The sequence below is a fragment of the Streptomyces sp. NPDC001858 genome, from assembly GCF_053594615.1.
In genome coordinates this window covers 276,241-301,539 of record NZ_JBSFEV010000008.1, presented here as the reverse complement: position 1 = coordinate 301,539, position 25,299 = coordinate 276,241, and the positions used below count along the sequence as shown (strand labels likewise).

The window sequence follows — 25,299 nt, the reverse complement described above, 5'->3', positions numbered from 1 at the left end:
GAGCGAGCACCATGACTGTCACCGTCCCCGCCGGCCGCACCGGATCCACCGTGCCCGATGCCGCGCGCTGGAAGCCGGCCGGGCCCGGGGCGCAGTTCGCCATCTTGATGGAACGCAGCCTGCGCGGGCTGGTCGCCGACCGCAGAATGGTCCTGCTCGCGCTGGCTCAGCCGCTGATCCTGCTGGTCATCTTCAGCCAAGTGTTCGGCAGCCTGGCCGGCCCCGACCGCATTCCGGCAGGCGTGAACTACATCGACTACCTGATGCCCGCCATCTTGGTCACCAGCGGGATCACCTCAGCGGTCAGCTCCGGCTCGGAGCTGATCCGGGACATGGACAACGGGGTGCTGACCCGCTTTCGTGCCCTGCCGGTGGGGCTGCACTGGATACTCGTCGCCCGCGCCGTCGCGGATGTGCTGCGCAGCGCGGTCCAGACGGTGCTGCTCCTGGTGTGCTCCGCGCTGTTCTTCGGCTTCGACCCTGCGGGTGGTCTCCTGGGCGTCACAGCGGCCCTGGCGCTGGCGCTCCTCGTCGTCGCCTCGCTGACATGGGTCTTCATCGCCCTGAGCGCCTGGGTGCGCAGCGCGCGGGTCATGCAGAGCATCAGCGGGCTGACGCTCTTCCCTCTGATGTTCGCCTCCAGCGCGTACGTCCCCCTGGACGCGCTTCCCGCCTGGCTACGGGCGGTAGCGGTGGTGAACCCCGTTTCGTATGCGGTGGATGCCACACGGGCGCTCGCGTTGGACTGGCCGACGGACGGCGATGTGCTCGGTGCGGTCGCCACGAGCCTGCTCATCATGGCTGTCGCGCTGTGGGCGGCCATCGCCGGCTTCCGCAGGCCGCTCACCCGCTGACCACTCCGGCCCCTGACGGGGAGAGACGAAGGTCACGAATACGTATCGGACATTTGGCCCTTCAATCTTCACATCAGTCACACATGTTGGCTAGGTTGACGCCTAGCCGTTTTGATTGCCCTTCAGGGCACGGGGCTTGGGGCACCCGCACCAGGGGTCGCCCGGATTCCGCCGCCGACAGGCGGCGGAGCACGGAAGGAGTACGTCTTCCATGGCGACGGATCGCAGCCCGCGTTCCCCAGGCAGCAGCGACGAGCCGAGCCGGGCGGAGATCCAACAGCGGGTCAGTTCCCTCTACGACCGCGCCGAAACCGACACGGGCACCTTCAACGCGACGCGCGCCGCGTCGAGTCGTTCCCGCAAGGGCGGCGGGCGCGGGACGGGCGATCAGTCCCTCGAAGCGGTGGCCAAGCAGTGGTTCGACTCGGCGCGCAGCAAGGTCGGTCCGATCACGCCCGCCGTGCTGCCGGCCGATCGTCAGCCCGCGCGACCGGCCCGGACCGAACGCCCGGCGACCGCACCGGAGCGTTCGGCCGACAACCCCGTGGTGCGGGAGTTGGAGGCCGCCACCCGGCGGAGTCCCGAGGCGACCGGCCGGGCCATCGCCGCCCTGCCCGCCGTGCCCCAGCAGCGCCGCGACGAGCCGAAGGCCCTCGCGCCCGCCGCCCTCGCCCTTCCCGCCGCCCCTGCCGCGCCCGCATCACCGGCCTCGCCCGCCGCCGCTCCCGCGAACCGGCAGGCCGCGCTCAAGAACAGCAAGGAACAGAACGGCCGGAAGCTCGCCACGGCCCGGGAGGTACTGGCCCGCGCCCTCGCGCAACCGACGCAGCCCCAAGCCATGCAGGCCCAGCCCCTGCAAACCCAGGCCATGCAGACCCAGGCCATGCCGACCCCACCGATGGCGTCTCAACCCATGCAGGCCCAGGCCATGCAAACCCAGGTCATGGCGTCCCAACCCATGCAGGCTCAAGCCATGCAGACCCAGGCCATGCAGCCCCAAGCCATGCAGGCTCAGCTGATGCAGACCCAGGCCATGCAGACGCTGCCCGCGTCGGCCATGCCCACGGCTGTCCTGCCGGTGGTAGAGGCGCAGCCCGCCCAGGCGCAGCGGCAGCCGGCCGAGCCGCAGCCGGTGCAGCAGCCCTGGGACACGGCGGAACAGCAGGCGTTCCGGGCGGAGATCACGGCCGCCTGGGCGGGACGGCCGACCGGCGCGGCGTCCGGCACGGCGGCTCCGGGCGACACGGGGAGCTTCCGTACGACCGGTGAACTCGGCTTCGCCACACCGGCGTCGGGCTTCGCGACCCCCGAAGTCGCGGTCCCGGCACCCGCACCGGCACCCGCTCCCACTCCTGTACCTGACTACCGTGCGTCGGAACCCGCCTTCGGCACACCGCCGTTCGGGCTGCCGATACCCGAACTCGGCCTGGCCGCCCCGGGTATCGCCTTCCCGCCGCCGGGTGCGGGCCCCGCCCCCTCCGGCTATCAGCAGTCCGAGCCCAACGGGTTCACGCCGCCCCACGGGTTCGCGATGCCCGAGCAACTCCCCTTCATGGCACCGGAGTCCGGCTTCGCGGCGGCGCCCACCGGATACGCCTCCGGTTACCAGACGTCCGAACTCGGCGTGATGGCACCGGCGTCGCACCTCGGGACGAACGGCGCCGGTTTCCAGGCCGTTCCCGTGCTCCCCGCCGAGCCGGTCCTCCCGGCCGCCGTTCCCCAAGCCGCCGCTCCGCAGGCCGCCGCTCCCCCGGTCGCGGTCCCCACCGACGTCACCGCCAGCACGACCGGCACCGCCTACCTCGGGAAGGCGGACAAGGCGCTCGCCTTCGCCCGGGCCCAGATCGGCCGGCCGTGCGTGTGGGGAGCGACGGGGCCGGAGTCCTACGACTGCTCCAGCCTCACGCAGGCCGCCTGGAAGACCGCCGGGGTGACCCTGCCGCGGGCCGCCATCGACCAGGCCCGGGACTTCACCCGGATCAGCCTGGCCGAGCTGCGCCCGGGCGATCTCGTCTTCTTCTTCGACGACCTCAGCCACACCGGGCTGTGCACGGGCAACGGCATGATGATCCACGCGCCGGGACCGGGCTCGTACATCCGCGAGGAGGCGATCCTCCCGTTCGGCGAGGGCGCGCTGCGGGGCGCCGTCCGCCCCTTGTGAGGGTGCACGCGCGCGAGGGTGCGCGTGGCCGGTTTTCGCGCATCGCGGGAGCGGGCGTCGCGGGGAGACTTGGCGTCCGGTGCTGCGAAGCGGAGGACGCCCGATGGGGGACTCGCCGGAAAGCGTGCGGAAGGTCGAGCGGGGGACCGCCCGGCCGGGCTGCCCGGTGCGCCGCGCGGCGGACGGGACCTGGGAGGTCCGGGGCTACGCGGCCGCCCGTGAGGTGCTGCGCGGCGCCGAGACGGTGCAGGCCGGTCTCGGGATCGAGACGGTGGAGAAGATGCCGTCCCGCATCCGCCGCCCCGTGCTCTACCAGGACGGCCCCGGACACCGTGAGCAGCGGCGGCAGACCGCCCGCTTCTTCACGCCCCGGCGGGTGGACGAGCACTACCGCGAGCTGATGACGCGCGTCGCCGAGGAGCAGGTGGCGAAGGTCCGGGCCGCCGGTACGGCGCAGCTGTCGGAGCTGAGCTTCACCATGGCGATCGAGGTGGTGAGCGACATCCTCGGGCTGACGCACAGCCGTCCGGGGCTGAAGTCCAGGCTGGAGCGGTTCTTCCCGGAGGAGTTCGGTCAGCCGGGGCTGACCAGCCTGCGGGGCCTGTACTGGCTGGTGCGCCAGCACGCGAACTGGCTGCGCATCCATCTCGCCGACGTCCGCCCCGCGATCCGTGCGCACCGCCGTCGGGAGCGGGACGACCTGATCTCCCATCTGCTGGCCGAGGGGTGCTCGGACGCGGAGATCCTCGGCGAGTGCCTGACGTACGCGGCGGCGGGCATGGTGACCACCCGTGAGTTCATCTGCGTCGCCGCCTGGCATCTGTTCGACGATCCGCGGCTCCTGGAGCGGTATCGCGCGGCCGAGGAGCCGGAGCGGCTGGAGCTGCTGCGGGAGATCCTGCGGCTGGAACCGGTCGTGGGACGGCTGTCCCGGCGGGCGACCGGGCCGCTGCGGGTCGGGGAGGCGTCGGTCGCCCCGGGTGAGCTGATCACCGTCTTCGTCGACGAGGCCAACGCGGACCCGGACGTCGTGGGCCGCGCCCCGGGCCGCCTGCGTCCGGGGCGGGTGCTCACGCAGGGTGCCGGGGCGGCCGGGCTCGCCTTCGGGGACGGCGCTCATCGCTGTCCCGGCGCCGGGGTCGCCGTCCTGGAGGCGGACGTCCTGCTGAGCCGGCTCTTCGCGCTCGACGGTCTGCGGATGACCGGCCGACCGCGGGTCTCGTTCAAGGACGAGATCGGCGGCTACGAGATCCGGAACCTGACGGTGACCACGGCCGCGCCGGGGTGAGTCGCCTCAGCGCGTCGCCCCACCGCTTCGGCTCAGCGCGTCAACTCGCCGAGCGCATCGCGGAGTCGGTGCGCGGCTGCGCCCTTCGGGCGTTGTTGTAGGCGCGCAGGAGCAGTTTGGAGACGGCGCAGGGCGACCGGTCGAAGTGGCACTGCCGGCAGGTGCGGGCGTGCTCCTCGTAAGCGTTGCGGGCCTCTTGCAGGGCATCCTCGGGAGAGGGCATGGGGGGTCCTCCGAACGGAACGACGGTTACCGGGGGCTTAGCTACTCACCAGTAGGGCCCCGCCAGGAGGATTGGACCATGTTACTCACGGTAGCGGAAAATGCGTGGGCGAACTCCCGCTGGAGAAAGGCTCGTTGCACGCGGTCCGTGAGTGGTTCTCGCCGCTCGGCTCAGCCCTGGTTACGGGCGGCGAGCGCCAGGACCAGCGCCGCCGAGCCCGTGCCCAGCAGCGCGCCGGCCACCACGTCGCCCGGGTAGTGCACGCCCGTGTGGATCCGCGAGTAGCCCACCGCGCAGGCCAGCAGGCCCAGCGGGACCGCGGTGACCGGCAGGGTCGGGCCGACGGCCGCCGCGAAGGCGACGGCCGAGGCGGTGTGCCCGGAGGGGAACGAGGCGGAGTGCGGCATCGGCACATGCCGCCCCGGGAACGGCGAGTCGTCGGCGCGGTGCGGACGCGGGCGGCGCACCAGCTGCTTGCCGAGCAGGTTGGCGGTGGCCGAGGCGATGCCGATGGCCGCGACGCCCATGGCGGCGGCGCGCCGCTGGCGGCCGCCGCGCACGGCGAGCGCGGCAGCGACCGCGAACGACAGCTTGGAGTGGTCGGCCGCCGCGGACAGCCGACGCAGCGCGGTGTCCAGGGTCGGCGTCCTGGTCACGCTGACCGTCTCGTACAGCGCCTGGTCCAGGGTGGCGAGGTCACCGACCAGGCGCGGGGTGAAAAGCTTCGGGCGGCGGTCAGACATCGTAGGCCTCCTTGATCGTGCGGGGGTCGTGATGGCCGAGCGCGAGGCGGAAGACGCGCCGCCAGTCGACCGTGGGGGGCGCGTAGGCGGCGCCGGGGCGGTGCCGGGGCACCCGGACCCGCAGCGCGGCGGGCCGTACCGTGCACACGACGGGGGCGGTCAGTTCGAGTGCCTCGCCGTCGACGGCGACCGCGATGCGCTCCCGGTCGGCCTCGACGACGACGCTGCGGGAGGTCACCGAGGTGATGCTGCCCGCGCGCTCGCCGAGCAGGGCGAGTTCGGCGGCCTGGGCCGCGCCCTCGACCCGGATGCCGATCACGCCGAGCAGTCCGGCGTCCAGCCGGGGGCGGCGGCCGCCGCCGAGCGGATCGGCGCGGGCGTAGGCGTTGTTGCTGACCAGGAGCGCCTGCGGCGCGTGCAGGCCGGCGTCGTCCGTGCGGACCTCCAGCGTCGGGCCGGATCCGCCCAGCAGCAGGTCGGGCAGGTGGTCGAGGGCGGTGGCGGCCTTGGCGTCGCGGTACTCGGGGCTCTGCACTATCTCCGCGTACGCGCCGAAGGAGACAGTGTTGACGAAGGCCCGGCCGCCGACGTCGCCGAGGTCCACGCGCAGTTCGACGCCGTTGGTGAGGGCGTCCAGGCTGCGCACGGGATCGGTGCGGTCGAGGCCGAGGTCCATGGCGAAGTGGTTGCGGGTGCCCGCGGCGACGACCAGGAACGGCACGTCGTGCTCGGCGGCGACGGCCGCGACGAGTGCCTGGGTGCCGTCGCCGCCCGCGACGCCGATCAGGTCCGCGCCCTCGGCGATGGCCCGGCGGGCCTCCACCGCCGGGTCGGTGTAGGTGTCGTCGGTGCCGAGCAGGATCACCCGGGCGCCGAGCGCCTCGGCGTGTCCGACCAGGCCGTGCTTGCCGACCTTGCCGCCGCCCGAGCGCACGTTCATGATCAGCACCGGCCGGCGCGGCGGCGGGGTCCTGCGGCCGTGGGTGCCCTTGGGGCGGCGCACGCTGCGCAGCGAGGCCCGGGCCGAGGCCAGGGCGCCCGCCCACAGCGCGATCGCGCCCACCGCCACCAGCCACAGACCGGAGGTCGCGTACAGCACCAGCACGCCCACCGGCGCGGTGACGGCGACCAGTCCGCCGACCAGCCGGGGTCCGCCCCGGTGCGCCAGCATCCACCAGACGCCCGCCCCGGCCAGGGCGAGCAGGGCGAATCCGGCGAGCAGGATCAGCCAGCCGCCCGAGCCCGCGCCCGCCATGACCACCGCGACACAGGCGGCGACCAGCACCAGCGCGATGCGGGCCCAGCCCCGCGCGCGGGCGACGGCGTCCAGCTGCGCCGGGCGCAGATGCGGCAGCGCCCATTTCGTCCTACGTGTCTCGTTCACCGTGCGCCCGCCATGCTCCGAAGCTCCTGTCGTGCGTCTACAGCGCCAACGATCTCTGTCAATTGTCCATGCCGCAGCACTCCGATGTGACCTCGCCCGCGCCGTCCGCGGTCGCGTCGGCGACGGCGTCGAGCCGGCAGAAGCAGGACGCCCGCACGGGTACGTCGGCCAGCGCGGTCGCGAGCTTGAGCTGCTGGGCGACGATCTGCGCCTCCGCGTCCTTGCCCAGCCGGACCAGGCACTCGTGGAAGCCGTGCAGCGACCAGACGTTCCCGGGGTGCTGGGACGGGCGCGGCAGCGTGTCGTCGAGGCCGAGATCGGCGCGGTAGACCGCTTCGGCCTCGGCGATCCGGCCCTGTTCCAGCAGCAGCGCGCCGTAGGCGTGGCGGGTGGGCTGCATCCAGCCCCAGGGCTCGTCGTAGGGGAGGGCGTCGTCCAGTGCGATGGACCGCTCCAGCGCGGCGAAGGCGAGGTCGTGGTTGCCCTTGCGGTACTCCAGTTCGCCGTCGAGCATCGCGGACGCGATCGCGAGGACGTCCTGGCAGGTGTTGTTGAAGAGCATGCGGGTCTCGGGCACGCGGTCGACCGCCGAGCGGAACAGGACGCGCTCGGCCTCGGCCTCGGGGACGCGGCCGGTGGCGGAGAGGGCCACGCCGCGGGCGTAGTGGAGCATCGCGGTGGTCACGCTGTAGAGGACCGGGTCGGCGGGCGGCGGCACGTCGAGGACGTCCTGCCAGCGGCCGAAGCGGATCAGCACATGGAAGCGCATGGTCAGGAAGGCCTCCAGCCAGTCGGCCATCGGCGGGCTCGGCACGCGCAGCAGGTCCTCCGGGATGGAGGCCTCCAGTCGTTCCACGGTCTCCAGGGCGGTCCCGGCCTGGCCGAGGAACATCGCGCCGTAGATCTTGAAGTGGTAGTTGTGCGACCGGTACAGGGTGTAGAAGTTCATGGCTCCGGACCGCGCCCGGTACTTCTCGTCGGCGGTGATCGCGGCGGTGTTGTCCGTGACGACGCGCCGGTAGTCGCCGCACAGCACGTCCAGATGCGAGGGCATGTGCTGGAGGTGGCCGGCGTCGGGCACGAGGTCGCGCAGCCGGTCGGCGACCTGGAGAGCGGCCTCGGGGGTGGGCGACATCTCCATGAGGTGGATGGAGAAGTGCAGCAGGCCGGGGTGGCGGGCCGCGGCCGGGGCGGCGAGCGCGCGGTCGAGCACCGCCTTCGCCTCCCGGGTGCGGGCGCCCTCGGCGGGCTCGCCGGTGCGCAGGTCCCACAGTTGCCAGGGGGTGAGGTTCATCAGGGCGTCGGCGTACAGGGCGGCGACGTCGAGATCGTCGGGGGCGAGTTCGTGGACGGCCCGCATGGCGTCGGCGTAGGGCTCGTTCCAGACCGAGCAGTCCTCGGCGGGGCGGGTCTGCGGGTAGCGGGCGCGCAGCGCGCCGATCAGGGCCCGTTCGACGGGGGTGGCGGCCGCCGCCTTCTCATGGGCGAGCTCGACGGCGGCGTGCGTCCGGGCGACGGTCGTCGTCAGGTCGGCCTCGTCGAAGAACTCCCACGGCTTGTTGTAGTTGGGGCCGAGGGCGTAGGCGATGCCCCAGTGCGCCATGGCGCAGTCGGGGTCGGCGCGGACGGCGGCCTCGAAGCAGGCGACCGCCTCCTCGTGGTGGAAGGCGTACGACCAGACCAGTCCGCGGTCGAACCACCGTTGGGCCTCGGGGGACGAGGTCGTCACGGTCCGGCCGTGACTGCCGAGGTCGTAGTACTCCCCCGGGTGTTCGCCGGCCTGCTCCCCGCCGTCATTGCCGTCTTTCATGGGTCTCCCGTCGTCGCGCGCTGTTCGAGTCGAGCGACGTATACCGCGTGGTCCGCCGCGGGGGCGGCTTCTTGCCTGCGGGAGCACCCGTACGGGGCGGCGACGGCGCGAACGAGGGGCCCGCCGGTGGTGCGGCGGGCCCCTCGTCGTCGGTCCGGTCCGGAGCTCAGTTGCCTCGGGTGCTGCGGCGCAGGACCACGAAGCCGCCGATCACCAGCAGGGCGCCGAGCACGCCGGGCCACACGTTGGCCCCCGTCTCGGCGAGGTCGCCCTGGACGGCCTGCGGTTCGGTGCCGCCGGGGAGGTTCCCGGCGCCCGTGTCGGCCGGCGGCGTTGTCTGCGCCGGGGTGGACGCCGGGGCGGACACGGTCGGCGGAGCGGTCGCGGGCGTGCCGATCTCGGCACCGGCCGCGGGCGGCGCGGCGGCGGGCGCCGAGTTGGCGGCCTTGGGCGTCGGCTTGGTGCCGCGGGTGGGGTCGGTGGTCACGGGGACGTCACCGGCGCCGCCGTCGCCCGTGTCGGGCTCGGTGTCGACGGGGTCGGTGGTGGCGGGTGCAGTGTTCGCGGGCTCGCTCGCGGGCGCGTCGGGGCTCTGCGAGGGCTGCTGCCCGCCGTCGTCCGAACCGCCGTCGCCGCCGTCACCGCCGTTGCCGTTGTCGCCGCCGTTGTCGCCGCCGCCGTTTCCGCCGTCGCCGTCGTCACCGCCGTTGTCGCCGTTGCCGTTGTCGGCGCCCGCTCCGCAGGTGCGGCCGTCGTTGATGCAGCCGACCATCTCCCGCATCAGCTTCTCGTCGAAGACGTTGATGAAGTCGCCGTGGTCGGTCACCGGCTTGTGCAGCTGCTCGGGGAAGGAGTCCACCGCGAACAGCGGAACGGTCTTCCCGCCGTCGTCGAGGCTCGGCGCGTCGACGTCGTACACGATGCGCTGCACCAGCTGCGGAACGGCCTTGAAGCCCGCCGGGCAGGTGCCGTCGGCGGCGGCGAAGGCCACGTGGGTGCGGTGGTTGGCGCTGTCGATGTTGGCGCCGTCCCAGCAGCTCTGGAAGCGGAAGGTGCGCACCACGTCGCTGCCGGACGGGCACAGCGGGTACTTGTCCTTGAGCTGACGGTCCTCGAACCCGGTGCAGCTCCAGGACGCGTTGGCGTTGGCCGTGCCGTTGACGAAGGCCTTGGCGTCACCGGTGATGACGCGCAGCAGCCGGGGCATCTCGGTCACCTTGGAGCTGGGGTTGCCGACGAAGGTCAGCGTGACCTGCTTGGCCGTGACGATCTCGCCCGCGTTGCCCTCGATACCGCCGCCGGGGCTGTTCGCGTCCTGCTCCTGGGCGCCGTTCTGCAGGCGCAGGACGGGCCAGTAGTAGGTGGACTTGTCGCTCTGGTCCACACAGCTCGTCTCGGCCTTCGCCAGGTCGTCGTCGGAGGCGAAGGCGTTGTTGGACTGGTTGCCGATGTAGTCGTGGAAGTGGTGGGCGCCGTTGGTGACGCCCGGCGCGACGATCACGTTGTCGGAGTTGAACAGCCCGTTGGCGTTGACTCCGCAGCTGGTGACGAACGTGCCGCGGGAGGGGCCGGAGCGGGGGTCGGGGAGCTGCTGGGTGGCCGGGGCGGTCTTGATGTCGGCGTAGTCCCCGGCGACGGGGCCGTTGCCGGCCTGGCCGCCGTTGCCCTGCTGGCCGTTCTGACCGGGCTCCTGAGCCGAGCCCTGTCCCTGGCCTGCGTTCTGCCCCTGCTGTCCGTCCTGCTCCTGCTGCCCGTCCTGCCCGTCCTGTCCCTGCTGCCCTTCCTGCTCCGGCTGCTTCTGCTCCTCGGTGATGCGCAGGGAGCAGGCGGCCAGGGCGTCCACGCCGTTCGGGCGGTCGCCGTCGCGGTCGATGGCCTCGGCGATGCGGCCGATGGTCGCGCCGCGCTTCTCCTTCAGCGGGTTCATCACCGCGTTGTCGGCGAAGCCGGGGTCCTGCCGTACCGCCTGCGCCTGGTCCTGCAGTTGCCGGTAGGCGGCGGCGATCTGCTCGTCCAGGGCCGCGAGTTCACGGTCGACCTCGGCCCTGGCGCTCTCGGAAACGCTGGTGAGGCTGTTGCCGACGTCGGGACAGTCGATGGTGACCGAGCCCCCTCCGGTCAGCTCCACCTCCTCTCCGTTGGAGGTGGCCGAGGCATAGACGTTCGCCGCCATCAGCCCGCCGCCGCCGAGGATCAGGGCGACCGCGGCGAAGGTCGCCCGCCGCCCGCCCGTCTGGCGTCTGCGTCTGTTCTGTACCAAGGAATGCTCCTACGCGTAGTCGGCGGCCCACGGACATGAAATCCCCCTGCCCCCATACGCGGTGGGACGCGGGAGTGTTCAACCGCCCGACGTATTCATAGCAACATCTCAGGCAGGCACCGCATCCCGCCCCAGCGAAGCGGCCGTGACCTGCCTCTTGCGGCGGGCGCGTTCGTGCAGCAGGCCCATGACGACGGCGGCGGCCACCGCGATCAGGTGCTCGCGGCCGGCCAAGTTGGGCTCGGCGACCGACTCCAGCACCATCGAGCCGCCGGTGAGCGTGAACACGATGGGCGCGCGGCGGACGACCGACAGATACGTGAAGAGTCCGACGACCGCGGCGGACGGGCCGGTGTCCAGCACCCGGCCGATCTCGGGCGGCAGTCCGAGCCCCCCGTGGCCCGGCCCCATCGCCAGCATCACCCGCACGGTCAGGGTGCCGGCCAGGGTGGACGCGTAGGCGATCAGCAGGGTCCGGCGGCGGCCGAGGGCGAGCTCGGCCAGGGCGAAGGCGAGGAAGAGCTGGGTGAGGCCGGCCCACACCGGCAGGTCGAGGGCCGGGACGTAGAGGGAGACCGGGGTGCGCAGCAGGGTCAGCCACAGGGGCAGGTCGCCCTGGACCCCGCCGAGGATGCGCACCGCCGTCGCGCCGGTGGGGTGCTGGGCGATGGCGTGGAAGAAGATGACGCCCGCGCAGGCCACGAACGCCGGCAGCAGCGCGCCCGGTCCGCGTCGGCGCAGCTGCCGCAGCGGATCGACGACGATGCCGTGCCACTCGCCGCGCAGCGTCCGGCCGGCGAACGCGGCCAGGCGCGCCGGCGCCGCGGCGCGGCCCCGGCGCGGCTCGTGCTCCACGCGGTCGCCGTGCGACCGCTCCGCTTCCTGACGCAGGATGCTCACGGTCGACCCCAAACACCGGTCGCACGAGGTTTCGTACGAGTCATGTCCAGGAAGACGAGAAGACGGCCCGGCAGGATCATTCGTCCGGCGGCCAGGCTTCCTGACTGCGGGTCACGCCGCTGTAACTCAAGTGGGCTAATGTCACTTCCGTGGAACGCACTGACCAGCGGAACATGAGCCCGGCCAGGTTACGCGGCACGGCGGGACCGATCGCCTTCGAGCCCGTGCCGGCCCTGCTCGCCGACGGCGTCCTCACCGAAGAACTGGCCCTGGCCGTGCCCGAGGGCACCCGGCTCGCGGTGGCGAACTACGCGATTCCGCCCGGCGGTTCGCTGCCCTGGCACTACCACGAGGGCCGGGTCGTGGCCGTGGTGACGGCCGGCGTGCTGACCCGGACCCTGGCGGACGGCTCCGAGTGCGTGACGCCGGCCGGCGGGTGCATCGTCGAGCCGGTGGGGCCGCAGGGGGTGCACATGGCGGAGAACCGGGAGCCGGAGCCCCTGCACATCTGCGCCCTGTTCTTCCTCGCGCAGGGCAGTGCGCTGTCTACGCGCGCAGAACCCCCCGAGGCGCTCGCGTACGGCTGACCGCGGCCGGAGATCGGCGTTCCGGTCGGCGCCCCGCCTCCTGGGCCGGGAAATCTCGGTGGCGGGGGCCATGTCCTCCTCGGTTACAGTGCCCCGCCGGCATCGCGCCGGCGTCGAGAGGAGACTCAGCGGTGCGTGGTGGGGCGGGGAACGTGGGGAACGTCGGCCGGGGGCTGACTCTGGCGGCGCTGTTGGCCGGGCTGGTCACGGGCTGCGGGGACGGGGACGCGGGCTCGGACACGGCGGCGGGGGCGTCGGCAACGGCGACCGCGAAGACGTCGGCGAAGGTCGCGAAGCGCGGCGGGTCCGTGGGGGCGACCGGCTCGGCCTGCGAGCTTCCGGTGAGCTTCGACATCGCCGAGTCCTGGAAGGCCGAGGCCGTCGACGCCGCGGAGGCGACCGCGGCCACCGGCGAGCTGGCCGAGCTCGCCGATCTGTTCGTGCGCCAGGGCCCGGTCACCATGGCCTGCGAGATCGACGCCAAGCCCGCCGGGAAGATCGGGTTCCTGAGGGTGTGGACCGGCAAGCCCGGCGACGCGGACGCCCGCTCCGTGCTGGAGGCCTTCGTCGCCGCCGAGCAGGAGGCGAGCGGGGCTAAGTACAGCACGGTCGAGATGGGCGGCCTCACCGGCACGGAGGTGGAGTACGTGACCACGAGCAAGGTCATGGAGGAGTCGAAGACGGAGCACGCCGTCGCCGTGACCACGTCCGCCGGTCCCGTCGTCCTGCATCTGGGCGGTCTGGACACCGGCGAGCACAACGCGATGCTCCCGGCCTACGAGCTCGCCAAGAGCACCCTGCGCGCCACCGCCGGCTGACCGGCCCGGGGCCGCCGCGCCGCCTGCCCGGATGCACATGCGGGCAGGTGTGGCGCATTCTTGCTGTGTGGCACACGCGGCGGCGCACGGACGAGGTAGGGCCGATGACTGGGAGCGCCGAGGACGAGCGGAAGCCGTCCGGACCGCCGCCCGCGCTGCTGACCGGGGCCGTGGCCGATGCGCTGCGGGCGGCGGGCGGCATCGCAGGGGGCGTCTACCTGTGCTCGGCCACGGCCGGGCTGCTGCGCCTCGCCGTGCTGGCGGGGCTGCCCGGGAAGCTGTTCCGCCCCTGGTGGCGGCTGAACGCGGACCGGCCCTTCCCGGTGGCCGACGTGCACCGGACGGGCGTCCCGGTGGTGCTGGCCAACGCGACGGAGAGCATGCGCCGCTATCCGCAGTTCGCGGCGGGGCTGCCCTTCCAGTTCGGTTCGCTCTATGTGCCCGTCGTGGCCGACGGCCGGGGGTTCGGTGTGATCACCGTCCTGCGTCCGGCGGCGGGCGACGCGGCGGAGATCCTGGCGGAGCGTGAGCGGCTGACGGCCGTCGCGGACACCCTGGCCGCGGCCCTGCTGCGGCTGGCGGCCGACGGCGGGACCGTCACCTGGGACGACGAGCCGCTGTGCGTCCGGCCGCCGGCCGCCGGACCGGCCCCCGGGCGCGTCGGGCGCCTGTCGTGGGATCCGGCGACCGACGCCGTCACCGTGGACGAGCGGGGCCGGGCACTGCTCGGACTGCGCCCGGGCGACCCCGGCACGCTGGACGCCCTGACCGGGGCCCTCGACCCGACGGACGCCCATCGGCTCCCCGGCCTGCTGCACCGGACGGCCCAGGGGCGGCCTCCGCCGCTGCCGATCCAGCTGCGCACCACCGAGGGCGCGCTGCGGCTGCTGGAACTGTGGGAGCAGACCGACGCGGCGACGGGCCCGCAACCCGGCCGGCCGGCCGACGCGCCCGCGCCGCCCCGCCCGCTCGTCGGCGTGCTCCTGGACCCGGGCCCGGGGTCCCTCGCCGAGGGAGCCTCCGATCTCCTGCCGGTGGGCGTGTTCTGCCTCGACCGGCTGGGGATCGTCGTCTACGCCAATCCTCGGGCCGGGCAGCTGCTGGGCGTGCCCCACGACCGGCTGGTCGGCCGACCGCTGTGGGAGGCCGTGCCGCTGCTGAACCAGCGCACCTACGACGAGTACCTGCGCGCCGCCCTGCTGTCCCCGGAGCCCGCGCACTTCCATGTGCGGCTGCCCGCCGTCGCCGACCGGCCCGCCGTCCCGTCGGCGTACGAGGGCGACTGGCTGCGCATGTCCCTGTATCCCGGCGCGGACCTGGTCACCTGGACGGCGGTCCCGGCGAACCGGGTGCCGGACGACGCGGCCCCCGACCCGGTGGACCCGGAGGACGTCCCGGTGCCGGGCGGCGCCGCCACCGCTCCCCTGTACCGGCCCATCGTGCTGGCCATCGCGCTGACGGAGGCGGTGACCGCCCGGCAGGTGTCGGCGGTGGTCATGCAGGAGCTGCTGCCCGCGTTCGGCGGCCGCATGCTGGCCATCTACCTGCTCCACGAGCGGCATCTGTACCTGGCGTGGGAGTCCGGCTTCCCCGACGGCTTCCTGGCCCCCTTCGAAGGGGTCGGGCTGGACGCCCGGCTGCCCGGCGTGGAGACGCTCACCACGGGACGGCCGCTCTTCTTCGACTCGATGCAGAAGCTGGCCGCCGCCTATCCGGGCATCGAGCTCGACTCGCCGGTGGGCGCCCGCGCCTTCCTGCCGCTGATCGCCTCGGGCCGCCCGGTCGGCTCGTGCATCCTCGGCTTCGACGGTCCGCGCAGCTTCAGCACCGAGGAGCGCACGGTGCTGACCGCGCTCGCCGGACTGATCGCCCACGCGATGGAGAAGGCCCAGCGCTACGACACCGAGGCGGCCCTCGCGCGCGGGCTGCAGCAGGCCCTCCTGCCCCGGCGGCTGTCGCAGCACCCGCGCGTGGAGACCGCCGGCCGCTATCTGCCAGGCACCAAGGGCATGGACGTGGGCGGCGACTGGTACGACGTCGTGGAGGCCGGCGACGGGCTGGCCCTGGTCATCGGGGACGTGCAGGGGCACGGGGTGCAGGCGGCGGCCACCATGGGGCAGCTGCGCAGCGCGGTGCGGGCGTTCGCGCTCGGCGACCGGCCGCCCCAGGAGGTCATGGGCGGCACGAACCACCTCCTCATCGACCTGGACCCGGGCCAGTTCGCCAGCTGCTGCTACGTCCGACTGGATCCGGCCACCGGGGTGGCGCGGGCGGCCCGCGCCGGGCATCTGCCGCCGCTGCTGCGCCATCCCGACGGCCGCACCCAGGTCGTGGAGCTGCCCGGCGGGGTCGTCCTCGGGGTGGACGCGCGCGCCCAGTACCCGGTGACGGAGCTGCGGCTGGAGCCGGGCGCGATCCTCGCCCTGTACACGGACGGGCTCGTCGAGCGGCCCGGCCATGACATCGACGAGGGCATCACCGCCCTGCGCGAGGCGCTGGCCGCCGCCGACACCGCCCCGGGCCGTTCCCTCGGCGACGTCGCGGACCGGCTCACCGCGACGGCCCGGCAGACGGCGGACCGGCCCGACGACATCGCCCTGCTGCTGGCGACGCGGCGCGACGGCAAGGCGGCCGGCCCGGCGCCGGGGCAGGGCGAGGGCGAACGACGCGGCCCGTGACGCTCTGTGATGCCTCTCGCCTCACGCGGCCGGGCAGTGTAGACATGGCACATGGTCCGACTCCTGGGGCGCTCGGATGCCCGGCCGGCCCGTCGTCCCCGGGGCCAGCGGGGCCGGCGCACGCCCGAGTCCGCGCTGGGCAGGCGCAGTCTCGCCGCGCAGGTGTTCGTCCTGCAGGTCGTCATCGTGCTGGTGCTGGTGGTGGCCGCCGTGGTGGCGCTGCTGCTCCAGGTGCGGCACGACACGACCCAGGAGGCCCGTAACCGCTCACTCGCCGTGGCGCAGTCGTTCGCCAACTCGCCGGGCATGGTGGCGGCGCTGGCGAGTCCGGATCCGACGGCGATCCTGCAGCCCCGGGCGGAGGCCGCCCGCGAGGCCTCGGACATGGACTTCATCGTCGTGATGAACACCGACGGCATCCGCTACACCCACCCCAAGACCGACCGCATCGGCAAGAAGTTCGTCGGGAACATCCAGCCCGCGCTGGAGGGCGGCGTCGTGGTCGAGGAGGTGACCGGGACCATCGGCAGGCTGGTCCAGGCCGTCGTGCCGGTGAAGACGCCCGGCGGACGGGTGGTCGGGCTGGTGTCGTCCGGCATCACCACCGAGCATGTCGGCGGCACCGCCGACCGCCAGCTGCCGCTCGTCCTGGGCAGCGCCGCGGTGGCCCTCGCCCTGGCCACCTTGAGCACCGCGCTGGTCAGCCGCCGGCTGCTGCGCCAGACGCACGGACTCGGACCGCGCGAGATGACCCGGATGTACGAGCACCACGACGCGGTGCTGCACGCCGTGCGGGAGGGCGTGATCATCGTCGGCGGCGAGGGCGACCTGCTGCTCGCCAACGACGAGGCGCAGCGGCTGCTCGACCTGCCCCCGGACGCCGAACGCCGGCAGGTCGTCGATCTGGGCCTCGACCAGGACACCGCCGAGCTGCTGGCCTCGGGGCGGATGGTCACCGACGAGGTGCATCTGGTCGGGGACCGGCTGCTCGCGATCAACCAGCGGCCCACCGATCTGACGGGCGGACCGGCCGGCAGCGTCGCCACCCTGCGCGACTCCACCGAGCTGCGCGCCCTGTCGGGCCGGGCGGAGTCGGCGCGCGAGCGCCTCGACCTGCTGTACGCGGCCGGGGTGGGGATCGGGACGAGCCTGGACGTGGCCCGGACCGCCGAGGAGCTGACCGAGCTGGCCGTGCCGAGGTTCGCGGACTTCGCGGCCGTCGACCTGTTCGACGCCGTCCTGGACGGCGAGGAGCCGGAGGCGCGGGGCGCGCTGCGGCGCACGGCGATGAGCGGGATCCGCAAGGGCGCGCCGCTGTATGCGGTGGGCGAGCGGATCCGGTTCGTGGCGTCCGCCCCGCAGGCCCGCAGTCTGCAGTGCGAACGGGCCGTGCTGGAGGCCCGCCTCGCCGAGTCGCCGGGGTGGCGCGCGCAGGACCTGGAGCGGACCGAGCAGGTCATGGAGTTCGGCATCCACTCGCTGATCACGGTGCCCGTGCGGGCCGGGGCGCTGATCCTGGGCGTGGTCAGTTTCTGGCGTTCGGAGCGGCCCGACCCCTTCGACCCGGACGAGGTGGCGCTGGCGGAGGAGCTGGTGGCGCGGGCCGCGATCTCCATCGACAACGCGCGCCGCTTCACCCGCGAGCACGGTATGGCCGTGACGCTGCAGCGGAGTCTGCTGCCCCGCAGCCTGCCCGCGCAGAACGCCCTGGACATCGCCTACCGCTATCTCCCGGCGCAGGCGGGCGTGGGCGGCGACTGGTTCGACGTGCTGCCGCTGTCGGGGGCCCGGGTCGCCCTGGTCGTCGGCGACGTGGTGGGCCACGGGCTGCACGCGGCGGCCACGATGGGACGGCTGCGCACCGCGGTCCACAACTTCTCCGCGCTGGATCTGCCCCCCGAGGAACTCCTGGGGCTGCTGGACGAGTTGGTGGCGCGCATCGACCAGGACGAGGAGGACGACAGCGCGGGCGCGCCGGTGTCCGGGGCGACCTGTCTGTACGCCATCTACGACCCGGTCTCGCGGCGCTGCACGATCGCGCGGGCCGGCCATCCGCCGCCGGCGCTGGTCCATCCCGACGGCCGGGTCGTGTACCCGGACGTGCCCGCCGGGCTGCCGCTCGGGCTGGGCGGGCTGCCGTTCGAGACGGTGGAGCTGGAGCTGGCCGAGGGCAGCTCGCTGGTGCTGTACACCGACGGGCTGGTGGAGGACCGGGAGCGGGACATCGACACCGGCCTGGAGCTGCTGCGCACGGCCCTGGAGCACGGCTCCGACGGCTCGCCCGCGCAGACCTGCCAGGCCGTCCTGGACGCGATGCTGCCGCCGCGCCCGAACGACGACATCGCTCTGATCGTCGCGCGGACCCGGGCGCTGGACGCCGACCGGGTCGCCGAGTGGGAGGTGCGGGTGGATCCGGCCGCGGTCGGCGAGGTGCGGGCGGCGGTGGCCCGGCAGCTGGCGCGCTGGGACCTGGAGGAGCTGTCCTTCACGACGGAACTGATCCTGAGCGAGCTGGTCACCAACGCGATCCGCTACGGCAGCGGGCCGGTGGGCGTCCGGCTGCTGCGCGACCGCACCCTGATCTGCGAGGTCTGCGACGGCAGCAGCACCTCGCCGCATCTGCGGTACGCGGCCATGACCGACGAGGGCGGGCGCGGGCTGTTCCTCGTGGCGCAGCTCACCGACCGCTGGGGCACCCGGTACACCCCGACGGGCAAGGTCATCTGGGCCGAACAGCCGCTGCCGTGAGGCGCGTCGGACCGGCCGTCGCAGGGCCGTCGGGCCGGTCGCGGCAGGGCCGTCGGGCCGGTCGCCGCAGGGCCGTCGGACCGGTCGCCGCACGCCGGATGACTCATCAATGATGTTTATGAGCTCATAGACCGGACCCGCGTACCGGGTAAGGATTGCCTTAGTTTAGGCTTCCCTCGAGTTGATCTGTCGTCGCTCGAAGGGAACCTGATCATGCCCCGCCCCCTGCGGGTAGCCATTGTCGGAGCCGGCCCCGCCGGGATCTACGCCGCCGACGCGCTGCTCAAGTCCGATGTCGCCGCCGAGCCCGGTGTCTCCATCGACCTCTTCGAGCGCATGCCGGCCCCGTTCGGTCTGATCCGCTACGGCGTCGCCCCGGACCACCCCCGCATCAAGGGCATCATCACGGCCCTGCACCAGGTCCTCGACAAGCCGCAGATCCGTCTCTTCGGCAACGTCGACTACCCGACCGACATCAGCCTGGACGATCTGCGCGCCTTCTACGACGCGGTGATCTTCTCGACCGGCGCGACGGCCGACCGCGAGATGGCGATACCCGGCATCGACCTCGACGGCTCCTACGGCGCCGCGGACTTCGTCTCCTGGTACGACGGCCACCCGGACGTGCCGCGCACCTGGCCGCTGCACGCCGAGAAGGTCGCGGTCCTGGGCGTCGGCAACGTCGCGCTCGACGTGGCCCGCGTCCTGGCCAAGACGGGCGACGAGCTGCTCCCGACGGAGATCCCGGCCAACGTCCACGAGGGCCTGAAGGCCAACAAGGCGCTGGAGGTCCACGTCTTCGGCCGCCGTGGCCCGGCGCAGGCGAAGTTCTCGCCGATGGAGCTGCGGGAGCTGGACCACTCCCCCAACATCGAGGTGATCGTCGACCCCGAGGACATCGACTACGACGACGGCTCGATCGCGACGCGGCGCGGCAACAAGCAGGCCGACATGGTCGCCAAGACGCTGGAGAACTGGGCGATCCGCGACATCGGCGACCGCCCCCACAAGCTGTTCCTGCACTTCTTCGAGTCGCCCGCCGAGATCCTCGGCGAGGACGGCAAGGTCGTGGGGCTGCGCACCGAGCGCACCGCGCTGGACGGCACCGGCAACGTCAAGGGCACCGGCGAGTTCAAGGACTGGGACGTCACGGCGATCTACCGCGCCGTCGGCTACCTCTCCGACAAGCTGCCCAAGCTGCCCTGGGACATCGACTCGGGCACGGTCCCGGACGAGGGCGGCCGGGTCATCCAGGAGAGCGGCGAGCACCTCCAGTCCACGTACGTCACGGGCTGGATCCGGCGCGGGCCGGTCGGTCTGATCGGCCACACCAAGGGCGACGCCAACGAGACGGTGTCGAACCTGCTGGCCGACCACGCGAACGGCCGTCTGCACACGCCGGCTTCGCCCGAGCCGGAGGCCGTGGACGCGTTCTTCGCCGAGCGCGAGGTCCGCTTCACCACCTGGGAGGGCTGGTACAAGCTGGACGCCGCCGAGAAGGCGCTGGGCGAGCCGCAGGGCCGCGAGCGCGTGAAGATCGTCGAGCGCGAGGACATGCTGCGCGAGAGCGGCGCGTAACCAGCGCTTTCGGGGGCTCGGAAAGGCCTCGGCCCGCCGGGCCCCCGACTACCTTGCGCCGCTGGGAGTGCCGCGAGGTGCCGTCGTTTAGCTGCGGCGCCGTCGTGGCTGGTCGCGCAGTTCCCCGCGCCCCTTGAGGGGCGCTGCCGACTTCGCCGGGCCTGCTAGCTTCCCGGGGTGTTCTCTCTCCACGAGCCTCCCCTGTTCACCCGGCTGCGCGAGGCGCGCCGGGTGCTCGTCGCCGGTGCGGGCGGCGGCTTCGACGTGTACGCCGGCCTTCCGCTGGCGCTCGCCCTGCGGTCGGCGGGCAAGGAAGTCCACCTGGCCAACCTCTCCTTCGCCGACCTGTACGGCCTGCCCACCGAGTTCTGGCTGCAGCCGGACGTCGCCGCCGTCGGGCCCGGGGTCCCCGCCCACGGCGACTACTTCCCCGAGCGCACCCTGGCCCGCTGGCTCGACCGGCACGACCTGCCCGCCACGGTGTACGCCTTCCCGCGCACCGGCGTGGCGCCGCTGCGGGACGCCTACCGGGCGCTCGTCGACCACCTCGGCGGGGTGGACGCCGTCGTCCTGGTGGACGGCGGCACGGACATCCTGATGCGGGGCGACGAGCACGGTCTGGGCACGCCCGAGGAGGACATGGCGAGCCTGGGGGCGGTGCAGGGCCTCGACGACGTCCCGCAGCGGCTGGTGGCCTGCCTCGGCTTCGGCGTGGACGCGTACCACGGGGTGAACCACTCCCTCGCCCTGGAGAACCTGGCCGCGCTGGACCGCGAGGGCGCCTACCTCGGCGCGTTCTCCCTGCCCCGCGAGAGCACGGAGGGCGCCCTCTACCTCGACGCGGTCGCCGACGCCCAGGCCGCCACTTCCGGCCACCCGAGCATCGTCAACGGCTCGGTCGCGGCCGCCGTCCGCGGCGACTTCGGCGATGTGCGCTTCACCGAGCGGACCCGGGACAGCGAGCTGTTCGTGAACCCGCTGATGGCGGTGTACTTCTGCGTCGACGCCGTGGGGCTGGCCCGCCGCAACCTCTATCTGGACCGGCTGGCGGACACCGTCCTCATGCGTCAGATCAGCACCCGCATCGAGGAGTTCCGGGACGGGCTGCCCGCGCTGCGGCAGCCCCGGGCGTTCCCCCACTGAAAGGGGCGGGCGCCGCTCAGCAGGACACCCTGCGCGGTCAGGCGTTCAATGGTCGGTATGAGTGTTCGACGCGGGACGCCGTACCGCCGCGGGAAGCTCCGGACGGCGGCCCTGGCCCTGGCTCCGCTCCTCGTCGTCCCGGGCGCACTCGCCGCCGCTCCCCCGCCCCAGCCGCCAGCGCAGCTGACCGGGTCCGAGGTGGACGCGGCCGTCGGCAAGCTCGACTCCCTCGTGCGGGCCGGGATGGACCGCACGGGCGTGCCCGGGGTCGCGGTCGGCGTCGTCTACAAGGACGAGGTCGTCTATCTGAAGGGCTTCGGCGTCCGGCACGCCGGGCAGCCCGCACGGATCGATGCGAACACGGTGTTCGAGCTGGCGTCGCTGTCGAAGCCGCTGACGTCGACCGTCATCGCCGGAGCGGTGGGCGACAAGACCATCGGCTGGGACGACCCCGTGGCCGGCCATCTGCCCGGCTTCGCCCTGAAGGACCCCTGGGTCACCCGGCAGGTCACGGTGGCCGACCTGCTCTCCCACCGCAGCGGCCTGCCCGACCACGCGGGCGACCTGCTGGAGGACCTCGGCTACGACCGCACCTACATCCTGAACCACCTCCGCTACGAGCCGCTCACCCCGTTCCGCGCCTCGTACGCCTACACCAACTACGGGCCGACGGCGGCCGGGCAGGCGGTCGCCGAGGCCGCCGGCACGACCTGGGAGAAGCTCGCCGAGGACACCCTCTACAAGCCCGCCGGAATGGACTCCAGCAGCTACCTCTTCGCCGACTACCGGGCCGCGAAGAACCGGGCCGACGTGCATGTCCAGGCCGCCGACGGCGCCTGGCAGGCCCAGTACGTGCGCGACGCCGACGCCCAGTCCCCGGCGGGCGGCGCCAGCTCCTCCGCCCGTGACATGACGCGCTGGCTGCGCCTGCAACTGGCGAACGGCAAGCTCGACGGCGAGCAGATCATCCCGGCCGAGCAGCTCGAACACACCCACGTCCCCGCGATCGTCTCCCAGCCGCCGCCGGCGCCCGCGGGCCGCACCGGTTTCTACGGCCTCGGCTGGAACGTGAGCTACGACGACCTCGGCCGGCTGCGGCTGAGCCACTCGGGCGCCTTCGCGCTCGGCGCGAACACCAACGTGACGATGCTGCCCGGCGAGGAACTGGGCATCGTGGTCCTCACCAACGGCAAGCCCGTCGGCCTCGCCGACTCCATCGCGCAGAACTTCTTCGACACCGCCGAGCACGGGAAGCCCACGACCGACTGGCTGGACCTGATCGGGAAGATCTACGCGCAGGAGGAAGAGGCCCAGCGCTCGCCCACCGACTACTCCGAGCCGCCCGCCGACGCGGCCGCGGCCCGCCCCGACGCCGCCTACACCGGGACGTACGCCAACCGCTACTACGGTCCGCTGACGGTCTCCGCGTCGGGCGGCGAGCTGACCATGCGGCTGGGCCCGAAGCCGACGACGTTCCGGCTGACCCACTACGACGGGGACACCTTCAGCTTCGCGACCGTCGGCGAGAACGCCGTCGGACTGTCCGGCGTCACCTTCCGGGGCGACCGGGACGGCAAGGCGACGCAGGTCACCGTGGAGGCCTTCGACGAGAACGGGCTCGGCGTCTTCACCCGATGACGGAAGGGTACGGAAGGGACCGGGTCAGCCGTCGTCGCGCGGGTGGGTCTCTATCACCCGGCCGTGCACATCGGCCTCGATCCAGGCGCTGCCGTAGTCGTCGGACAGGTAGACGCTCATCGACGGATCGCTGTCGAAAATGGTGGAGGCGGGGCTGATCGACAGATAGCGGGTCGTGGGCTCCGCGATGTTGAGGCTGCTGTCGGCCTTGGCCAGCAGCGCGGGCACGGCGTCCCAGTCGTAGACGCCGAGGTCGACGGGGACCGCTCCCCGCATGATCGTGCCGCCCGCTCCCTCCTTCACCGCCACGTCCCCGCCCCGGTAGGTGTACCGGTCGTAGAGCTTGGGGTGGCCGGGGACCGGGGCGTTCGCCATGGCGTAGTCCCCGTACACGGTGAAACTGGTGACCTTCGTGCTTCCGATGACCGCGGTCAGCTTCGCGACGGCCGTCTTGACGCCCTTCGCGTTGAGCAGGTCGACCTTCGCCGCGGAGACGCCGTCGGAGGATCCCCCGGAAGATCCGGACGATCCCGATGATCCCGCTGTCTGCTTCGCGCTCGGCGAGACCGGGGCGCTCGCCGTCGCCCGGCCGCCGCTGCCGCTCTCACTGCCGCTGCTCTTGTCGTCGGACTTCGTCTGCGAGAGCAGCGACCAGGCCAGGGTGCCCGTCAGCGCGGTGGCGACGACGGCTCCGGTGACGGCCAGGACCCGGGCCCGGCGCGCTCGTGGCGCGGCGCCGGCGTTCGGGGCGGTGGTGAGGTGGGGGTGCGGGGCGGGCGTCACATCGGCGACGGCCGCCGCCGCGGGCGGGGAGAGCGGGTAGGACGTGGGCGTCGACGACTGCGGCTGCGGCTGCGGTTCGCCGTCGATCACGGCCGTGAGCATCCGGTCGACCTCCGCCGCGTCGGGGCGGGCCTGCGGGTCCCGGACGAGCAGTGCCGTCAGGACGCCGGTCAGCGGTCCGGCCAGGCGCGGGGCGGGAACGTCGTCGCTGAGCACGGCGGCCAGCGTGGCGAGCGTGCTCTCGCGGCGCAGCGGATGGTGGCCCTCGACAGCGACGTACAGCAGCATCGCCAGCGACCAGAGGTCGGCGGCGGGACCGCCCTCCTTGCCCCTGACCCGTTCCGGGGCCATGAAGTCGGGCGAGCCGATCACGGCGCCGGTGGCGGTCAGGCTCGCGGACTCCCGGATCGCGGCGATGCCGAAGTCGGTGAGCACGGGCCGCCCGTCGGGGCGCAGCAGGACGTTGGCGGGTTTCACATCCCGGTGCTCGATGCCGACGGCGTGCGCGGCGCGCAGCGCGGACAGCACCTCGCGCCCCAGCCGTGCCGCCTCCAGCGGGGTCATCGGGCCCTGCTGGAGCCGGTCCTGGAGCGAGCCGCCCTCGACCAGCTCCATCACGATCCACGGATACGTGTGCTCGCCGCCGTCGACGATGTGATGGATGGTGACGACGTTGGGGTGGTCGACGCGGGCCAGCGCGCGGGCCTCCCGCAGGACGCGCTCGCGCAGAGTGCGGGCGCCCTCGGGGTCGTATTCGGCCAGGTCCGGGTCCGGGGGCCGCACTTCCTTCACGGCGACATCCCGGTGCAGGGCGAGATCGCGGGCCCGCCACACCAGGCCCATGCCTCCGCCGCCGAGTCGCCGCACCAGTTCGAAGCGGTCGTCGACGACGCGTCTGTGGGGTCCCCCTGTGCTCATGGGAGGGAGCTTAGGGGTACCGACCGACAGTCGGTGTGTCGGCCAGAGGGGGCACACCGCGAATGGTCCGCGGGGCCACGGGCATGCTGTGAACGAGGTCACATCCAATGGCTCGTGCCGCGCCGGGCTACGCCCCGACCCCGGACCGCTCCCTGCTCGCTCCCCGCCCTCCCCTCTGCCCACGAAGGACAAGTGCTTTGGCTCTTATGCACCCTGACGTCCCCTCGGCCCGCCGACCGGGGCGCTGCTGGACGATCCGTGTGGTCGGGCACCGGGACCGCACCGCCTCCGTCACCTGCTCCTCCGCGTGCGCGATGCCGCCGCGCTCGCGGGACCTGCCGGCCCTGCGCCGCTTCGCGGTGGCCCACGCCGCCGCGCACGCCAAGGCGGCGGAGGTGCATCCCGACGCCGCCTGCTGGTGCCGCCGTCAGCGGTGCGCGCTGCACGAGGGCGCCCGGGTGGCCTGCGCGGGCGCGGTCGTCCTCGTGCTGCGGCACGACCCTGCGGTCGGCCAGGTGTGGACGCTCAGCGAAGTCTGCTCGGCGTGCGCCGCGTCGCTGCCGCACGCGCGCGTGCTGGCCCGGGGGGCTCCGCCGCGCCCCCGGGTCGCGGACGCGGCCCGGGACCCGCAGCCGAGGCCCCCGGCCGCGCGCCCCCCACGCCTGATCCCCGGCGGCTTCAGCGCACCCGCCCCACAACCACAAAACGGCGCAGCCTGACGGCCGCCGGAGGCCTAAGCGGGTCGCGCGAAGTCGGCTGCGGTTCGGCAGCGCCCTGAAGGGGCG

18 protein-coding genes are annotated in these 25,299 nt (G+C 73.3%); 11 read left to right on the top strand and 7 right to left on the bottom strand.

Going from position 1 to position 25,299, the window contains the following annotated elements; all coding sequences use genetic code 11:
• The first annotated feature begins 11 nt into the window (after positions 1-11).
• The 3 genes from ACWCPF_RS14965 to ACWCPF_RS14955 all read left to right on the top strand — a co-directional run bounded on the left by ACWCPF_RS14965 (position 12) and on the right by ACWCPF_RS14955 (position 4,303).
• Positions 12-854, top strand: a complete 843-nt coding sequence (locus ACWCPF_RS14965) for an ABC transporter permease (RefSeq protein ID WP_451045427.1) — start codon at positions 12-14, stop codon at positions 852-854.
• 211 nt (positions 855-1,065) lie between these two features.
• The gene (locus ACWCPF_RS14960) at positions 1,066-3,015 is read left to right on the top strand and encodes an NlpC/P60 family protein (RefSeq protein ID WP_451045426.1); all 1,950 of its coding nucleotides are present in this window, start codon (positions 1,066-1,068) and stop codon (positions 3,013-3,015) included.
• A gap of 103 nt (positions 3,016-3,118) precedes the next feature.
• The gene (locus tag ACWCPF_RS14955; RefSeq protein WP_451045425.1) at positions 3,119-4,303 is read left to right on the top strand and encodes a cytochrome P450; all 1,185 of its coding nucleotides are present in this window, start codon (positions 3,119-3,121) and stop codon (positions 4,301-4,303) included.
• Positions 4,304-4,343: 40 nt separating this feature from the next.
• Here the strand turns inward: ACWCPF_RS14955 and ACWCPF_RS14950 are convergent, their stop codons facing one another.
• From ACWCPF_RS14950 to ACWCPF_RS14925, 6 genes are all read right to left on the bottom strand, one after another.
• Entirely contained in the window at positions 4,344-4,526 is a 183-nt protein-coding gene (locus ACWCPF_RS14950) for a hypothetical protein (RefSeq protein ID WP_451045424.1), read from the bottom strand.
• A 170-nt stretch (positions 4,527-4,696) separates the two neighbouring features.
• Complete coding sequence (locus ACWCPF_RS14945; protein WP_451045423.1) at positions 4,697-5,269, bottom strand: phosphatase PAP2 family protein; 573 nt, start codon at positions 5,267-5,269, stop codon at positions 4,697-4,699.
• Positions 5,262-6,653: a diacylglycerol/lipid kinase family protein gene (locus ACWCPF_RS14940; protein ID WP_451045422.1), complete on the bottom strand. Its 1,392-nt coding sequence runs from the start codon at positions 6,651-6,653 to the stop codon at positions 5,262-5,264. The genes ACWCPF_RS14945 and ACWCPF_RS14940 overlap by 8 nt, the downstream gene beginning before the upstream one ends.
• A 58-nt stretch (positions 6,654-6,711) precedes the next feature.
• Positions 6,712-8,463, bottom strand: a complete 1,752-nt coding sequence (locus ACWCPF_RS14935) for a hypothetical protein (RefSeq protein ID WP_451045421.1) — start codon at positions 8,461-8,463, stop codon at positions 6,712-6,714.
• Positions 8,464-8,629: 166 nt separating this feature from the next.
• Positions 8,630-10,636, bottom strand: a complete 2,007-nt coding sequence (locus ACWCPF_RS14930) for a DUF1996 domain-containing protein (protein ID WP_451045456.1) — start codon at positions 10,634-10,636, stop codon at positions 8,630-8,632.
• Between the two features lie 195 nt (positions 10,637-10,831).
• Positions 10,832-11,578 (bottom strand): hypothetical protein, encoded by a 747-nt coding sequence (locus tag ACWCPF_RS14925; RefSeq protein ID WP_451045455.1) that lies wholly within the window; start codon positions 11,576-11,578, stop codon positions 10,832-10,834.
• A 194-nt stretch (positions 11,579-11,772) separates the two neighbouring features.
• On the opposite strand from ACWCPF_RS14925, the gene ACWCPF_RS14920 reads away from it, so the two are divergent.
• The 7 genes from ACWCPF_RS14920 to ACWCPF_RS14890 all read left to right on the top strand — a co-directional run bounded on the left by ACWCPF_RS14920 (position 11,773) and on the right by ACWCPF_RS14890 (position 22,813).
• Positions 11,773-12,210: a cupin domain-containing protein gene (locus ACWCPF_RS14920; RefSeq protein WP_451045420.1), complete on the top strand. Its 438-nt coding sequence runs from the start codon at positions 11,773-11,775 to the stop codon at positions 12,208-12,210.
• Between the two features lie 131 nt (positions 12,211-12,341).
• Positions 12,342-13,028: a lipoprotein gene (locus ACWCPF_RS14915; RefSeq protein ID WP_451045419.1), complete on the top strand. Its 687-nt coding sequence runs from the start codon at positions 12,342-12,344 to the stop codon at positions 13,026-13,028.
• Positions 13,029-13,132: 104 nt separating this feature from the next.
• Complete coding sequence (locus ACWCPF_RS14910; protein WP_451045418.1) at positions 13,133-15,706, top strand: SpoIIE family protein phosphatase; 2,574 nt, start codon at positions 13,133-13,135, stop codon at positions 15,704-15,706.
• Positions 15,707-15,757: 51 nt separating this feature from the next.
• Positions 15,758-18,454, top strand: a complete 2,697-nt coding sequence (locus ACWCPF_RS14905) for a SpoIIE family protein phosphatase (RefSeq protein WP_451045417.1) — start codon at positions 15,758-15,760, stop codon at positions 18,452-18,454.
• Between the two features lie 213 nt (positions 18,455-18,667).
• Positions 18,668-20,032 (top strand): FAD-dependent oxidoreductase, encoded by a 1,365-nt coding sequence (locus ACWCPF_RS14900; RefSeq protein ID WP_451045416.1) that lies wholly within the window; start codon positions 18,668-18,670, stop codon positions 20,030-20,032.
• Positions 20,033-20,209: 177 nt separating this feature from the next.
• Positions 20,210-21,175 (top strand): DUF1152 domain-containing protein, encoded by a 966-nt coding sequence (locus ACWCPF_RS14895; protein ID WP_451045415.1) that lies wholly within the window; start codon positions 20,210-20,212, stop codon positions 21,173-21,175.
• A 48-nt stretch (positions 21,176-21,223) separates the two neighbouring features.
• Entirely contained in the window at positions 21,224-22,813 is a 1,590-nt protein-coding gene (locus ACWCPF_RS14890) for a serine hydrolase (RefSeq protein WP_451045414.1), read from the top strand.
• Positions 22,814-22,837: 24 nt separating this feature from the next.
• Here the strand turns inward: ACWCPF_RS14890 and ACWCPF_RS14885 are convergent, their stop codons facing one another.
• Positions 22,838-24,514 (bottom strand): serine/threonine-protein kinase, encoded by a 1,677-nt coding sequence (locus ACWCPF_RS14885; RefSeq protein WP_451045413.1) that lies wholly within the window; start codon positions 24,512-24,514, stop codon positions 22,838-22,840.
• Between the two features lie 206 nt (positions 24,515-24,720).
• Here ACWCPF_RS14885 and ACWCPF_RS14880 point away from each other — a divergent pair, with 206 nt between their 5' ends.
• Positions 24,721-25,233, top strand: a complete 513-nt coding sequence (locus ACWCPF_RS14880; protein WP_451045412.1) for a hypothetical protein — start codon at positions 24,721-24,723, stop codon at positions 25,231-25,233.
• Positions 25,234-25,299: the final 66 nt, after the last annotated feature.